This is a genomic window from Actinacidiphila polyblastidii, assembly GCF_036353415.1.
Lineage (GTDB): Bacteria > Actinomycetota > Actinomycetes > Streptomycetales > Streptomycetaceae > Actinacidiphila > Actinacidiphila polyblastidii.
The window spans coordinates 1-13,821 of sequence record NZ_JAZEWV010000043.1 but is presented as its reverse complement, the minus strand read 5'-3'; the positions used below and the strand labels follow the sequence as shown (position 1 = coordinate 13,821).

The window sequence follows — 13,821 nt, the reverse complement described above, 5'->3', positions numbered from 1 at the left end:
TGTGCGCAGCATGGAGACGCCTGACGAGACCGCCGCAGTGCCGACCGCCGAGCCGACAGCCCAGCCCGCAGCCCAGCCCGCGGCGCAGCCGGCCGCCGAGCCGGAGTCCGGGCCCGCCGCCACCGGGGTCGCCGCCCAGGACTGGGCCTCGGCGGCCGCCGAGCCGCAGTACCGGGCCGCCGTCGTGGACCTGCTCGGCGCGCTGGCGTACGGCGAGCTGGCCGCGTTCGAACGGCTCGCGGAGGACGCGAAGCTCGCGCCGACGCTGGAGGACAAGGCGGAGCTGGCGGCGATGGCCGCGGCCGAGTTCCACCACTTCGAGCGGCTGCGCGACCGGCTGGCCGAGGTCGGCGAGGCGCCGCACCAGGCGATGCAGCCGTTCGCCGCCGCGCTCGACGGATTCCACCGCCAGACCGCCCCCTCCGACTGGCTGGAGGGCCTGGTCAAGGCGTACGTCGGCGACTCCATCGCGTCCGACTTCTACCGCGAGGTCGCGGTCCGCCTCGACTCCGACAGCCGCACCCTGGTCCTCGCCGTGCTGGACGACACCGGGCACGCCACCTTCGCGGTGGAGAAGGTCCGCGCGGCGATCGCCGCGGACCCGCGGGTCGGCGGCCGGCTCGCGCTGTGGGCGCGGCGGCTGATGGGCGAGGCGCTCTCCCAGGCGCAGCGCGTGGTCGCCGACCGCGACGCGCTCTCCACGATGCTCGTCGGCGGCGTGGCGGACGGCTTCGACCTGGCCGAGGTCGGCCGGATGTTCTCCCGGATCACCGAGGCGCACACCAAGCGGATGGCGGCGCTGGGCCTGGCCGCCTGACCGCGGGCCGCCTTCCCGGACCTCGGGGACGCGCCCCGCGCGGGCGCCTCACGGACGCGCGTCCGGCAGCCGCTCAGGCGCCGGACGCGCGGACCTTCGAATGGCGCGAATGGCGCCCGCGCCGCGCCGCCGGCCTGGCCAGCAGGCTGAGCAGCGCCACCGCGGTGCCGAAGGCGGCGGGCAGCGTGGCCGCCAACTCGGCGCCGCCGAGGACGGTGTGCGTCACCAGCCCGCCCACCAGCCCCGCCACGGCGCCCGTGGCGAACGGCAGCGGACCGGCGGGCAGCCGCGCGGGGAGCAGGCGGCCGGCCGCCCATGCGGCGAGCAGCCCGAGCGCGGCATAAGCGGCGGCTTCCCAGAACAGCATCCTGATCCCTCCGGTGGTACGTCGGGCACGGACCGGTCCGTACGGTCCTACCCCCACCGGGCCCCGGACAAAACGGTGTTGGGCCCGACGCGGCCCGTCCCCACCCGTCCGTGTGAACCCGCCGGCGGCCTTCGGGCAACAAGGGGTGAGCGTCGCCCCGGCGCTCGGCGCGAAGACCGGCGGACGGAGCCCTGTGTGATCGCCCCTCTTGAGCATCCCCCTGCGGGCGCCCTCGACGACGCGGACCTGATAGCGAGATCGACCGCGGAGCCCGAGGCGTTCGCGGAGCTGTACGACCGCCACGCGGCCGGCCTGCACCGCTACGTCCTGCGCCGGCTCGGCGCCGGGCCGGCCGACGACGTGGTCGGCGAGACCTTCCTGATCGCCTTTCGGGAGCGCGCCCGCTACGACGCCGCCCGCCGCGAGGCCAGGCCCTGGCTGTACGGCATCGCCGCCCGGCTGATCGGCCGGCACCGCAGGAGCGAGGTGCGCGCCTACCGGGCGCTGGCCCGTACCGGCGTCGACCCGGTCGCGGCCTCCTGGGCCGACAGCGTCGAGGGCCAGGTGGCCGCGCAGGCGGCCCGCGTCCCGCTGGCCGCGGCGCTCGGCGCCCTGTCCGACGGCGACCGGCACGTGCTGCTTCTGGTCGCCTGGGCCGACTTCTCGTACGACGAGGTCGCGACCGCGCTCGGCATCCCCCTCGGCACCGTCCGCTCCCGGCTCAACCGGGCCCGCAAGAAGATGCGCGCCGCCCTCGGCGGCGTCGACCCCACCCAGCCGACGGAACCGGAGGACCAGCGGTGAACGACCTCGACGACCGCACGGACAGCGGCGCGTCCCGCGCCGACGACACCGACCTGACCGCGCTGCGCGCCCTGCGCGGGGACGCGCCGCAGGCAGGCGCCGCCGCTCTGGCGGCCGGGCGGTGGCGGCTGACGGCCGCGGCCGCACAGGAGTCGCAGGCGGGTCCTGCCCGCGCCGGCCGGACCCGGTGGAACTGGCTCCCGGTCCACCCGGTGGCCCGCCGGGCGCTGCTCGCCGGCGCGACGGCCGCGGCGCTGGCCGCGGGCGTCCTGGTCGCGCTGCCGGGCGGCGGCTCCGGGACCCGCGACCAGGCGTCGCACGGTCCCGAGACCGTCGCCACGGTGCTGGCGGCGGCGGCGGCCACCGCGCAGAACACCCCGGCGGTCAGGCCGCGCCCCGAGCAGTGGGTGCTGCACGACGAGGTCGGCTGCATGAACCGCAAGTGCGGCTACAACCCGACGTGGGTGCACGGCGCGGGCGACCTGTGGGCGGCCCCGCGCGAGCCGGTCGCCTTCACGCCGAAGATCGACATGGAGAAGTCCTTCCCCGACAGGTCCGGCCGCGCGCAGTTGCGCTTCGAGCCGATCGCCGCCTACGACACCCTGTCCCGGCTGCCGACGGAGCCGCACGCCCTGCTCCGTCGGATCTCCACCGACCCGCGGTTCCGGGCGGCCACGATCGCGGCCCAGTTCCCGACGGGCCTGACGAGCGGCGTCAGGAACGGCGAGCGCGTGACCGTCCTGGCCCCGGTGAAGCCCCCGCCGGTCCCGGCGACGCTCACCCCCAGCCAGCAGTTCACCAACATCGTCGAACTCCTGCACGAGATGCCGGTGATCCCGGCGCGGATCGACGCGGCGCTCTACCGCGCGCTCGCACTGATCCCGGGCCTGCGGCTGCTCGGCGAGCCGATGGACGACGCCTACGGCCGGCCCAGCACCACCCTGGTCATGGACTACGCGTTCACCTTGCACCTCTCCGACGGGGGGAAGATCGTCAACCACTTCACCCAGTACCTGTTCCTGAACCCGCGGACCTACGCCTACCAGGGCTCACTCGCGGTGTCCCACGACCAGGGCAAGGACTGGCCCTGGGAGTACGCCCGCAGGGCGGTGGGTGTCACGGACACCGCCGGCACGCTCCCGGGCGGCGCGCTGTGGCGGCCGTACCCGCTCGCCGTGCCGGGCCCGGTGCCCGGCCGCTGAGCGGAAGCGTCCCGCACACGGCGAAAGGGGGCGGCGTCCCGGCTCAGGCCGGGACGCCGCCCCCTTCGGGCACGCTGTGGTGCAGGCGTCAGAGCGACGCGCCGAAGCCCACCCGGCGGGTGGCGGGCTCGCCGATCTCGACATAGGCGAGGCGGTCCGCGGGGATGAGCACCTTGCGGCCGTGCTCGTCATCCAGCGACAGCAGCTTGGACGCACCGCTGAGCGCGTCGGCCACCGCCTTCTCGACCTCCGCGGCCGACTGCGCGCTCTCGATGCTGATCTCGCGCGGCGCGTGCTGCACGCCGATCTTGACCTCCACGGCTGGGTTACCTCCGATGGTCTGCGGTGTGCGCGGTTGATCGCGCCGTACGCAGCAAAGCCTAGCCCGGCGGGCAGGTCCGGAATCGGCGGACGGTCCACGCCGTGAGCGAACACGCGCGGACGGTCCCGGATCGGGCGGGCGCAGCCGCCCCGGCGCCCCCTGCCGGCCGCGGCGGCCGAGCCGCGCAGTGCCGGTCGGTGCCGGTCGGTGGCGCTCAGTGGTGGGCGTCGGTGCCGTGCAGCGGGAAGCCCGCGATGCCGCGCCAGGCCAGCGAGGTCAGCAGCTGTACCGCGGTGTCGCGCGGCACCTCGCTGCGGGACGCCAGCCAGTAGCGGGCGACCACCTGGGAGACGCCGCCGAGGCCGACGGCCAGCAGCATGGACTGCTCCCTGGCCAGCCCGGTGTCCTCCGCGATGACCTCGCTGATCGCCTCGGCGCACTGCAGCGAGACCTTGTCGACCCGCTCGCGCACCGCCGGCTCGTTCGTCAGGTCGGACTCGAAGACCAGCCGGAAGGCGCCGCCCTCGTCCTCGACGTAGGCGAAGTAGGCGTCCATGGTCGCCTCGACGCGCTTCTTGTTGTCCGTGGTGGAGGCCAGCGCGCTGCGCACCGAGTGCAGCAGCGACTCGCAGTGCTGGTCGAGCAGTGCGAGGTAGAGCTCCAGCTTCCCGGGGAAGTGCTGGTAGAGGACCGGCTTGCTGACGCCCGCGCGCTCGGCGATGTCGTCCATCGCGGCCGCGTGGTAGCCCTGGGCGACGAAGACCTCCTGCGCTGCCCCCAGCAGCTGTTCACGCCGCGCCCGGCGGGGCAGACGGGTGCCACGGGGCCGCGCCTGAGCCTGCTCGATGGCTGTCACGCCGCCTCCCAAGATCTCGAAACGAACCGATCAGGAAACTGATCGACGAACCGATGGACGAACCGGTCGGCCTCGCGGCCGACGAACCGCATCGTCACTGCGACGGCCATCGTACTTTTCGGTAACGACCCTGTGCGCGGTGCGGGCGGACATTCTCACTTCCTGGGACCACGGAGCGACAGCCCCGCACGTCGGCGGCGTCGCACGGACGCGATTCACCGGTAGTCCTCCTCGTCCACGCCCGCCACCCGGCGCTGCTCGGCGGTGTCCGCCGGGTTGGCCTCACCGTCACGGTCGGCCCGGCCCGCGGTCGCCGGCTCGTCGTCCTGCGGGAGCAGGTCGGCACGCTGCTCCGCGCTGTCCGCCTCGGGGGCCTCCAGGTTCCGCTCGGCGTCGGGCTCCCGGTCGGCGTCCCGCCGGTCCTCGCCCTCCAGCGCCTCCTCCATCGCGTCCACCTCCCGCCGGACGCTCTCGATGCCGTCGATCCCGTCGATGCCGCGGATGTTCTCGATCCCCTCCGACATGGCGCCTCCGTCCCTCGGACCTGCTCGTGTCCCTGCTTCCAGCCTGCGCCCCTTCTGGCTTCTCACCACTTGTGGCAGCGAACACGCGCTCGCACACGTGATCGTCTCGTAACATCGGACCATGCGATCGACCGATTCCCCCTCGCCCGCGGTGGAGCCGGCGGCCGCGGCACCGGTGGCCGCTCCCGCGCCGGGACCGGTCCTGGCGCCGGGGGAGTCGGCCCGCACCGTGCGGCTCCCGGGCTACAGCCTGCTCGTCCGCTCCCGGGACCGCGCCCCGCGTCCGGCCGGCGCGGACAGCGCCGCGGCCGGACCCGCGTTCTTCGTGCACGGCCTCGGCGGCTCCTCGCAGAACTGGTCCGCGCTGATGGCCGCGCTCGCCGGCACCGTCCAGGGCGAGGCGCTGGACCTGCCCGGCTTCGGCCACTCGCCCCCGCCCGACGACGGGAACTACTCGATCGCCGGGCACGCCCGCGCGGTCGTGCGGCTGCTCGACCGCGAGCGGCGCGGTCCGGTCCACCTCTTCGGCAACTCCCTCGGCGGCGCGGTCGCGGTCAAGGTCGCCGCGGCCCGGCCCGACCTGGTCGGCACCCTCACCCTGGTCTCGCCCGCGCTGCCCGAGGTGCCGCCGCAGCTCACCGCCTGGCCCACCGGCCTCATCTCGGTGCCCGGCCTGCCGCAGCTGTACATGCGGGCCACCCGCGGCTGGACCCCGGAGCGGCGCACCTCGGCGCTGATGGCCCTGATCTACGGCGATCCGGCGCTGGTCGGCGAGCCGGTCAGGCTCGCGGCGGTGCGGGAGTACCAGCGGCGCCTGGAGCTGCCGTACTTCTGGGACGTGCTGGTCCGCTCCACCCGCGGCATCGTGGACGCCTACACGCTCTCCGGCCAGCACGCGCTGTGGCGCCAGGCCGAGCGGGTCCTGGCGCCGACCCTGCTGGTGTACGGCGGGCGGGACAAGCTGGTGTCGGCGCGGACCGCCCGGCGGGCCGCGACGACCTTCAGGGACGTGCGGCAGCTGCTGATCCCGGACAGCGGGCACGTGGCGATGATGGAGCACCCCGAGCTGGTGGCCCGCGCCTTCCGCGACCTGCTGGAGGAGCTGGCCCACCGCGACGGAGCGGCCGGCACGGCGCGGACGGGGACCGGCACGGACGCGTGGACGGACCCCGGACCGGGGACCGCCGCGGGTCCCACGAGCGCTGCGGCGACCGGGAGCTGATCGAAGGCGTGGGAAGACACAGTGCGCGCGACGGCCAGGACGGCCGGGACAACCCGGTCGCGGGCGGCGCCCCCCTCCCGCCGGCACTGCCCAGCGGCGCCGGCGCGGGCACCGGACGCCGCCGCCGCGGCGGCGCGGCCGAGGACACCGGCGGCTTCGCGGTCATCGGCCCGCGCGACCTCGCCGCCCGCGGCCAGGAGCACCCCGAGCACCGCGAGCACGGTGCGTGGGGCGGTTCCGGCGGCTGGTCGGGGCAGGTCATGGGCCGCCCCGGCCGCTCGGCCGGCGCGCACGGCTCCGCGCTCGACCCGGTCGAGGAGTGGGCCGAGGACTGGGCCCCCTACGACACCGCGGAGCTGATGGCGCCGACCCGCGACGGCGCGACGGGCGGGCCTGGCCGCCAGCAGCCCCGGTCCGGCGGCCCCGGCGGCGGGCGGACCGTCCCGCGGCCGCGGCAGGAGTTCGTGGACGCCTTCGACGCGCCGGCGCCCGCCCGGCCGCCGCGCGCCGTCACCGCGGTGCGCGGCGGCGGGGCGCAGCAGCACGGCGACGGCTCCGGCGGCTCAGACGGCGACGGCGGCGACGGCGGCGGGAGCGGCGGGAGCGCCGCGGGGGCCCGTCCGGGCCGGGGCGGCGGCAAGGGCCGCACGCTCAGCGGCATCGCGGCGGCGGCCGTGGTGACGGTGCTCGCGGTGGTGGTCGGCGGGCAGGTCGCGAGTGAGAAGCAGCACACCGCCAAGGGCGCGGGCGCCGGCACGGACGCCGACGGCGTCCCCCGCGCCGCCACGGGCGAGGCGTCGAGGTCGCAGCAGCGCACCCAGGCCACCGGTGCCCCCACGGCCTCCGCCGCGGCGACGCCGGCCCCCACCTACGACCAGCTGATGGCCGAGCAGTTCCCGCTGGACCCGAAGCTGAGCCTGTCGGGGGCCTTCGTGACGGTGCCGGGGCACCAGGCCGCGCCGGGCCGCGGCAAGGTGATGCGGGTCAGGGTGGACGTGGAGAAGGGGCTGCCGCTCGACCCGCTGCTCTTCAGCGACACCGTCTTCAAGACCCTGAACGATCCGCGCAGTTGGGGACACGGCGGCGCGATGACCTTCGAGCGGGTGTCAACGGGCCCCGCGGACGTGGTGGTCACCCTCGCCAGCCCCGGCACCACCGCGCGCTGGTGCGCGAAGTCCGGTCTGGACACGTCGGTTGAGAACGTGTCATGTGACTCCGCGTCAACCCCGCGCACGATGATCAACGCCTACCGGTGGGCGCAGGGCGCCGCGACCTACGGCCCGCGGCTGATGCACGCCTACCGCCAGATGCTGATCAACCACGAGGTCGGGCACCGGCTCGGGCACGACCACGTGGGGTGCCCGAAGGCGGGCGCGCCGGCCCCGGTGATGATGCAGCAGACGAAGTTCCTGTCCCTCGACGGCGGCCCCACCTGCAAGCCGAACGCCTGGCCGTTCCCGTAGGCCCGTCGGCCGCCGGGCCGGCCGCTTATAAGTGAGCCTTATCGCTTCCCCTGATCCGGCTTTGACATCCAGGGGTGCTTCGCTGCACTCTTCTGACCATGCCGCAGCGCCACGTGGGTCCCACTGATCGCGCCAGTTTCGAACTGGCGCTGATCGGCGTGGCCGCGCACTGCGTCGCCGACGTGCACTGTCGGTGATCATCGCCTCCCCGTCCGCCGCGTAGAGGCGCGCCGAAGCGCGCAGCCTCCGCCCCGGGCCGGTTCCGGTCAGGTCCGCCTGCCCCCGGCGCGTCCGCGCGCCGCTCTCCCCCTGCCATGCCTGTGAAAGGTTGCACGATGCGTCATCTGTCCGTTACGTCCCGCCAGGTGGGCGTGATAGCCGTCGGTCTGGCCCTTGCCGGAGGGGCCGTCGCCTGCGGCCCCAAGAGCGGGGGTGACGCGAAGGGCGGCGCGGACGCCGCCCCGCACAAGGGCGGCACCCTGTACGTGCTGAACAACCAGCCGCAGGAGGACTTCGACCCGGCCCGGCTGTACACCTCCGGCGGCGGCAACGTGCCCTCGCTGGTCTACCGCACGCTGACCACCCGCACCCGCGCGAACGGCGCGGCCGGCGCCAAGGTCGCGCCGGACCTGGCGACCGACACCGGCGAGCCCAGCCAGAACGCCACCGTGTGGACGTACCACCTCAAGGACGGCCTGAAGTACCAGGACGGCACGCCGATCACCACCGCCGACATCAAGTACGACATCGAGCGGTCCTTCGCGCCCGAGCTGTCCGGCGGCGCCCCCTACCTGCGCGACTGGCTGGTCGGCGCGGCCGGCTACCAGGGCCCGTACAAGGACCCCAAGGGCCTGTCCGCGATCGAGGTGCCCGACGCGAAGACCATCGTCTTCCATCTGAACAAGCCCGAGGGCGAGTTCCCGCTGCTGGCCACCCAGACCTCCTTCGCGCCGGTCCCCAAGGCCAAGGACACCGGCACCAAGTACGCCGAGCACCCGGTGTCCTCGGGCCCGTACGAGGTGGTCAGCAACGAGAACAACGGCGAGCACATCGTCCTCAAGCGCAACCCCAACTGGTCGGCCGCCTCGGACAGCCAGCGCAAGGCCTACCCGGACACCATCGACGTGCAGTCCGGCATCGACCAGGCCGTGATCAACCAGCGGCTGTCCGCGGGCGTCGGCAAGGACGCGGACGCGGTCACCACCGACACCAACCTCGGCCCGGCCGAACTCGCCAAGATCAGCGGCGACAAGAACCTGGCCTCCCGGGTCGGCACCGGCCACTTCGGCTACACCGACTACATCGCGTTCAACCCCAAGGTGAAGCCGTTCGACGACATCAAGGTGCGCGAGGCCATCGCCTACGCGGTCAACCGCACCACCGTCGTCAACGCGCAGGGCGGCTCCTCGCTCAACGACCAGGCCACCACCTTCCTGCCGGCGCAGCCGTCCTTCGGCTACACGCCGTACGACCCCTTCCCGGCGGGTCGGACCGGTGCCCCGGACAAGGCCAAGGAGCTGCTCAAGCAGGCCGGTTACCCGAACGGGCTGACCGTCACGCTCACCCACGAGACCACCAAGGGCGACGAGCAGGGACCCGAGGTCGCCACCGCCGTGCAGGAGGCGCTCAAGCTCGCCGGGATCAACGTCAAGCTCGACGGCGAGGAGCACAACGCCTACGGCGACAAGATCCACAACGTCTCCACCGAGCCCGGCTTCTTCCTCACCGGCTGGGGCGCCGACTGGCCGTCCGGCGGGCCGTTCCTCGGCCCGATCTTCGACGGCCGGCAGATCGTCAAGGACGGCGACAACTACAACAACGCCCAGCTGAACGACCCTTCGGTGAACAACGAGATCGACGCGATCAACAAGATCACCGACCTCAAGGCGGCGGCCGCCCGCTGGGGCGCGCTGGACAAGAAGATCGGCGGGCAGGCGCTGACCGTGCCGCTGTACCACCCCGTCTACAAGCGGCTGTTCGGCAAGGACATCAAGAACGTCGTGATCAGCGACTGGACCGGAGTGCTCGACATCTCCCAGGTCGCGGTGGCGTGACCCGGCCGTGACCACCGAAGCACTCGCTGCCGCCGGGGGCGGCGCCGCACCGGGGCCCGACGCCTCGGCGCCGGCGCCGCCCCCCGGGGCCCGGCAGGTCTGGCGACGGCTGCGCGCCCAGCGCGCGGCCGTCGCCGGCGGCGCCGTCATCGTCCTGTTCGTCCTGGTGGCGGCCGCCGCCCCGCTGCTCGCCGCGCTCGAAGGCCAGGACACCACCAGCTACCACGCCGCGCTGGTGGACTCCGCGTCCGGCGGCGTGCCGCTGGGCACCTTCGGCGGCGTCAGCCCGCACCACTGGCTCGGCGTCGAACCCGGCACCGGCCGCGACATGTTCGCCCGGCTCGCCTACGGCGCCCGCGTCTCGCTGATCGTCGCGCTCGGCGCGACCGTCCTGCAGGTGCTCTTCGGCGTGCTGTTCGGCCTGCTCGCCGGGCTCGGCAGGCGGTTCGTCGACGGGCTGCTCAGCCGGATCACCGACGTCTTCGTCATCATGCCCGCCCTGGTCTTCGCCATCGCCCTGCTCGCGGTGGTGCCCAGCGGCTTCCCCCGCCCGGTGCTGCTGATGCTGGTGCTCGGGCTGCTCGCCTGGGGCGGCATCGCCAAGATCGTCCGCGCCCAGGTGCTGACCCTGAAGTCGCTCGACTACGTGGCCGCCTCACGGCTCGCCGGGTCCAGCGGCTGGCGCACCGCGCGCCGCGAGCTGCTGCCGGCGCTCGTCGCGCCGGTGCTCACCTACGCGGCGATCCTGCTGCCCTCGAACATCGTCTCCGAGGCGGGCCTGTCCTTCCTCGGCATCGGCGTCACCCCGCCGACCCCCTCCTGGGGCCAGATGCTCTCCAGCGCGACCACCTGGTACCAGGCCGACTCGGCGTACGTGCTGCTGCCGTCGGCGCTGCTGTTCGCCACGACCCTGGCGTTCACCGTCTTCGCCGACGGCGTGCGCACCGCGCTCGACCCGCGCGCCGCCAGCCGGCTGCGGATCGGCACCGGCCGGCGCGGCCGCGGCCGCCGGAAGAACGGTGAGGACGCCCGATGACCGCCTTCCTCGTACGGCGCGTCCTGCAGGCCGCGCTGGTCCTGCTGGTGCTGGCCGCGGTGCTCTACGCGGTCTTCTACCTGGCCCCCGGCGACTCCGCCCGGCTCGCCTGCGGCCCCAAGTGCTCCACCGCGCAGGTCGAGCAGATCCGGCAGCAGATGGGCCTCGGCGACCCGGTCTACGTGCAGTTCTGGCACTTCCTCCAGGGCATCGTGGCCGGCCACGACTACAGCACCGGCACCGGCACCCTGCACTGCGCCGCGCCCTGCCTCGGCCAGTCCTACCGCAGCGGCGACCTGGTCACCCACCTGATCGCCGTCAAGCTGCCCGCGACCGCATCGCTCGCGCTCGGCGCGATGGTGCTGTGGCTGGTCATCGGCATCGGCACCGGCATCCTGTCGGCGCTGCGCCGCGGCACCGTCGTCGAGCGGCTGCTCACCGGCCTCACCCTGGCCGGCACCGCGACCCCGGTGTTCATCATCGGCATCCTGCTGCTGCTCGTCTTCTGCTCCTGGCTGCAGTGGCTGCCCTACCCGGCCTACGTCTCGCTGACCGACGACCCCCAGCAGTGGGCCTGGAACCTGCTGCTGCCGTGGCTCGCCCTCGCCCTCATCGAGTCCGCCAAGTACGCCCGGCTGACCCGCAGTTCGATGCTGGAGTCGCTGGCAGAGGACCACATCAGGACGTTCCGCGCGTACGGCGTCTCGGAGGGCGCGATCATCCGCAGGCACGCGCTGCGCGGCGCGGTCGCCCCGGTGATCGCGCTGTCCGCGCTCGACCTCGGCACGATGTTCGGCGGCGCGCTGCTCACCGAGACGCTCTTCGGCATCCCCGGGCTCGGCCAGAAGCTCGTCGAGTCCGTCCAGCAGAAGGACCTGCCGGTGGTCGTCGGGATCGTGCTGGTGATGGGCCTCGCCGTGGTGGTCGCCAACGTGATCGCCGACCTGCTGTACGCCGTGGCCGACCGGAGGGTGGTGCTGGCATGACGACGCCCCTGGTGGAGGTCGCGGGCCTGCGGATCGAGTTCCCGACCGAGAGCGGTCCCGTCACCGCCGTGGACGGACTGGACTTCACGCTCGCCGCGGGCGGCGCGCTCGGCCTGGTCGGCGAGTCCGGCTCGGGCAAGAGCGCCACCGCGTACGCCCTGCTCGGGCTGCACCGCGGCACCGGCGCGCGGGTCACCGGCACCGTGCGGGTGGCCGGCACCGACCTGCTCACCGCCTCGGACGAGGAGCTGCGCGCGCTGCGCGGCGGCACCGCCGCGATGATCTTCCAGGACCCGCTGTCCTCCCTTGACCCGTACTACGCCATCGGCGACCAGATCGCCGAGGTCCACCGGGTGCACCACAAGGTGTCCAGGGCGGCGGCGCGGGCCCGCGCGGTGGCGGTGCTCGACCAGGTCGGCATCCCCGACGCCGCCCGGCGCGCCCGGTCCCGGCCGCACGAGTTCAGCGGCGGCATGCGGCAGCGCGCGCTGATCGCCATGGCGCTGGCCTGCGAGCCGCGCCTGATCATCGCCGACGAGCCGACCACCGCGCTGGACGTCACCGTCCAGGCGCAGATCCTCGACCTGCTCCACGAGCTGCGCGCCGAGGCCGGCGTCGGCCTCCTCCTGGTCACCCACGACCTCGGCGTGGCCGCGGGCAGCGTCGACGAGCTGCTGGTCCTCCGCGACGGCGCCGCGGTCGAACGCGGCCCCATCGCCGACATCCTCCACACCCCCCACGACCCCTACACCCGCGCCCTCGTCGCCGCGGTCCCCCGCCTCGCGGCGCCGGTTACGGTCGGGGCGGCGGGCCGCCCCCGTGCGCGTGGCGCGAGCGGCGCGGCGGGGGCCTCGGGTCCCGCCGGCGAGGCCGGTGCGGACAGTGCGCCGGGCGGCACGAGCGGGCCCGGCGCGGCCGACTCGCTCGGCGCGAGCGGCGCGGCGGTGGCGTCGGCTCCCGTTGCCGGGAGCGGGACGACCGAGGCAAGTGGTGCGGCTGGCAGTGCCGGTGCGGCCGGCGGGACCGGGACGGCCCGCGCGGCGGGTGCGGACAGTGCACCGCGTAGCGCGAGCGGAACCGGTGCGACCGGCGGGGACAGTGCGCCGGGCGGCGCGAGCGGGTCCGGCGGCGGCGGGACGGAAAGTGCGGCCGGGACGGCGAGTACGAAGGGTGCGACCGGGGTGGTCGGGCCGCGGACCGGCGGGGTGCTGGGCGCGTCCGGGCGGGGCGAGAACTCCATCGAACCGGCCGCGGAGCGGCCCCTGCTGGAAGTCACCGGTCTGCGCCGCGAGTTCGGGCGCGGCCGAACGTCCCTCGTCGCGGTGGACGACGTCTCGCTCACCGTGCGGGCCGGCGAGACGCTGGGCGTGGTGGGGGAGTCCGGCTCGGGCAAGACGACGCTCGGCCGGATGCTCGTCAGGCTGCTCGACCCGAGCGCCGGCAGCATCCGCTACCGCGGCCGGGAGATCGCCGGACTCGGCGACAAGGCGCTGCGCCCGCTCCGCCGCGAGCTGCAGATGGTCTTCCAGGACCCCGTCTCCTCGCTCAACCCCCGCCGCAGCATCGGCGAGTCGATCGCCGACCCGCTGCGCGCGGCGGGCGGCCTGAGCGAGCGGGAGATCGTCACGCGGGTCGGCGACCTGCTGGAGCGCGTCGGCCTCGACCCGGCCTGGTACCACCGCTACCCGCACGAGTTCAGCGGCGGCCAGCGCCAGCGCGTCGGCATCGCACGGGCCCTCGCGCCCGCGCCGAAGCTGATCGTCTGCGACGAGCCGGTGTCCGCGCTCGATGTCACCACGCAGGCACAAGTGGTCGCGCTGCTGGGCGAGTTGCAGCGGGACCTCGGCCTGTCGATGGTGTTCGTCGCGCACGACCTCGCCGTCGTCCGCCAGGTCAGCGACCGCGTCGCGGTGATGCGCGGCGGCCGGATCGTGGAGACCGGCACGGTCGACGAGGTGTACGACGCGCCCCAGGACCCGTACACCCAGGCCCTGCTGGCGGCCGTTCCGGTGCTCGATCCGGCGGACGCGGCGAACCGCAGGGCGGACCGCAGGGAACTGCGGAGGGTGATGGCGACCACACCATAGGTCACCTAAACGCGTGGCAGTGGGAGAAGTTACGTCTCTTCACCCCTTTTGGTGGGGGGGGGGGGCCCCCCCCCCCCCCCC

Annotated in this window: 14 protein-coding genes; 10 read left to right on the top strand and 4 right to left on the bottom strand. The window is 74.5% G+C overall.

Features of this window, described 5'->3' with window-relative positions; all coding sequences use genetic code 11:
- The first annotated feature begins 1 nt into the window (after window position 1).
- On the top strand, window positions 2-817 hold the full coding sequence (locus V2S66_RS30535) for a ferritin-like fold-containing protein (RefSeq protein WP_413966521.1): 816 nt from the start codon (window positions 2-4) through the stop codon (window positions 815-817).
- A 73-nt stretch (window positions 818-890) separates the two neighbouring features.
- Here the strand turns inward: V2S66_RS30535 and V2S66_RS30530 are convergent, their stop codons facing one another.
- On the bottom strand, window positions 891-1,184 hold the full coding sequence (locus tag V2S66_RS30530; protein ID WP_330799989.1) for a hypothetical protein: 294 nt from the start codon (window positions 1,182-1,184) through the stop codon (window positions 891-893).
- Between the two features lie 195 nt (window positions 1,185-1,379).
- On the opposite strand from V2S66_RS30530, the gene V2S66_RS30525 reads away from it, so the two are divergent.
- Window positions 1,380-1,988, top strand: a complete 609-nt coding sequence (locus tag V2S66_RS30525; protein ID WP_330799988.1) for an RNA polymerase sigma factor — start codon at window positions 1,380-1,382, stop codon at window positions 1,986-1,988.
- Entirely contained in the window at window positions 1,985-3,190 is a 1,206-nt protein-coding gene (locus tag V2S66_RS30520) for a hypothetical protein (RefSeq protein ID WP_330799987.1), read from the top strand. Before V2S66_RS30525 ends, V2S66_RS30520 begins: the two co-directional genes overlap by 4 nt.
- 88 nt (window positions 3,191-3,278) lie before the next feature.
- Here V2S66_RS30520 and V2S66_RS30515 read toward each other — a convergent pair whose 3' ends face one another.
- The 3 genes from V2S66_RS30515 to V2S66_RS30505 form a co-directional block, all read right to left on the bottom strand.
- On the bottom strand, window positions 3,279-3,509 hold the full coding sequence (locus tag V2S66_RS30515) for a DUF3107 domain-containing protein (protein WP_330799986.1): 231 nt from the start codon (window positions 3,507-3,509) through the stop codon (window positions 3,279-3,281).
- Window positions 3,510-3,726: 217 nt separating this feature from the next.
- Window positions 3,727-4,368: a TetR/AcrR family transcriptional regulator gene (locus tag V2S66_RS30510; RefSeq protein ID WP_330799985.1), complete on the bottom strand. Its 642-nt coding sequence runs from the start codon at window positions 4,366-4,368 to the stop codon at window positions 3,727-3,729.
- A gap of 215 nt (window positions 4,369-4,583) precedes the next feature.
- A complete protein-coding gene (locus V2S66_RS30505; RefSeq protein WP_330799984.1) occupies window positions 4,584-4,892 on the bottom strand; it encodes a hypothetical protein in 309 nt (102 codons plus the stop codon).
- 121 nt (window positions 4,893-5,013) lie between these two features.
- Between V2S66_RS30505 and V2S66_RS30500 the strand changes: the two genes are divergently transcribed.
- From V2S66_RS30500 to V2S66_RS30470, 7 genes are all read left to right on the top strand, one after another.
- Entirely contained in the window at window positions 5,014-6,114 is a 1,101-nt protein-coding gene (locus V2S66_RS30500) for an alpha/beta fold hydrolase (RefSeq protein WP_330799983.1), read from the top strand.
- Window positions 6,115-6,122: 8 nt separating this feature from the next.
- Window positions 6,123-7,577 carry a DUF3152 domain-containing protein gene (locus tag V2S66_RS30495; RefSeq protein ID WP_330799982.1) on the top strand — a complete coding sequence of 485 codons (1,455 nt, stop codon included), beginning with the start codon at window positions 6,123-6,125 and terminating at the stop codon, window positions 7,575-7,577.
- Window positions 7,578-7,675: 98 nt separating this feature from the next.
- Entirely contained in the window at window positions 7,676-7,774 is a 99-nt protein-coding gene (locus V2S66_RS30490) for an Ms4533A family Cys-rich leader peptide (RefSeq protein ID WP_330799981.1), read from the top strand.
- A gap of 138 nt (window positions 7,775-7,912) precedes the next feature.
- The gene (locus V2S66_RS30485; RefSeq protein WP_330799980.1) at window positions 7,913-9,631 is read left to right on the top strand and encodes an ABC transporter substrate-binding protein; all 1,719 of its coding nucleotides are present in this window, start codon (window positions 7,913-7,915) and stop codon (window positions 9,629-9,631) included.
- A gap of 7 nt (window positions 9,632-9,638) precedes the next feature.
- Window positions 9,639-10,667 carry an ABC transporter permease gene (locus tag V2S66_RS30480; protein ID WP_330799979.1) on the top strand — a complete coding sequence of 343 codons (1,029 nt, stop codon included), beginning with the start codon at window positions 9,639-9,641 and terminating at the stop codon, window positions 10,665-10,667.
- The gene (locus V2S66_RS30475; protein WP_330799978.1) at window positions 10,664-11,653 is read left to right on the top strand and encodes an ABC transporter permease; all 990 of its coding nucleotides are present in this window, start codon (window positions 10,664-10,666) and stop codon (window positions 11,651-11,653) included. Before V2S66_RS30480 ends, V2S66_RS30475 begins: the two co-directional genes overlap by 4 nt.
- Window positions 11,650-13,740 carry an ABC transporter ATP-binding protein gene (locus V2S66_RS30470; protein WP_330799977.1) on the top strand — a complete coding sequence of 697 codons (2,091 nt, stop codon included), beginning with the start codon at window positions 11,650-11,652 and terminating at the stop codon, window positions 13,738-13,740. Before V2S66_RS30475 ends, V2S66_RS30470 begins: the two co-directional genes overlap by 4 nt.
- Window positions 13,741-13,821: the final 81 nt, after the last annotated feature.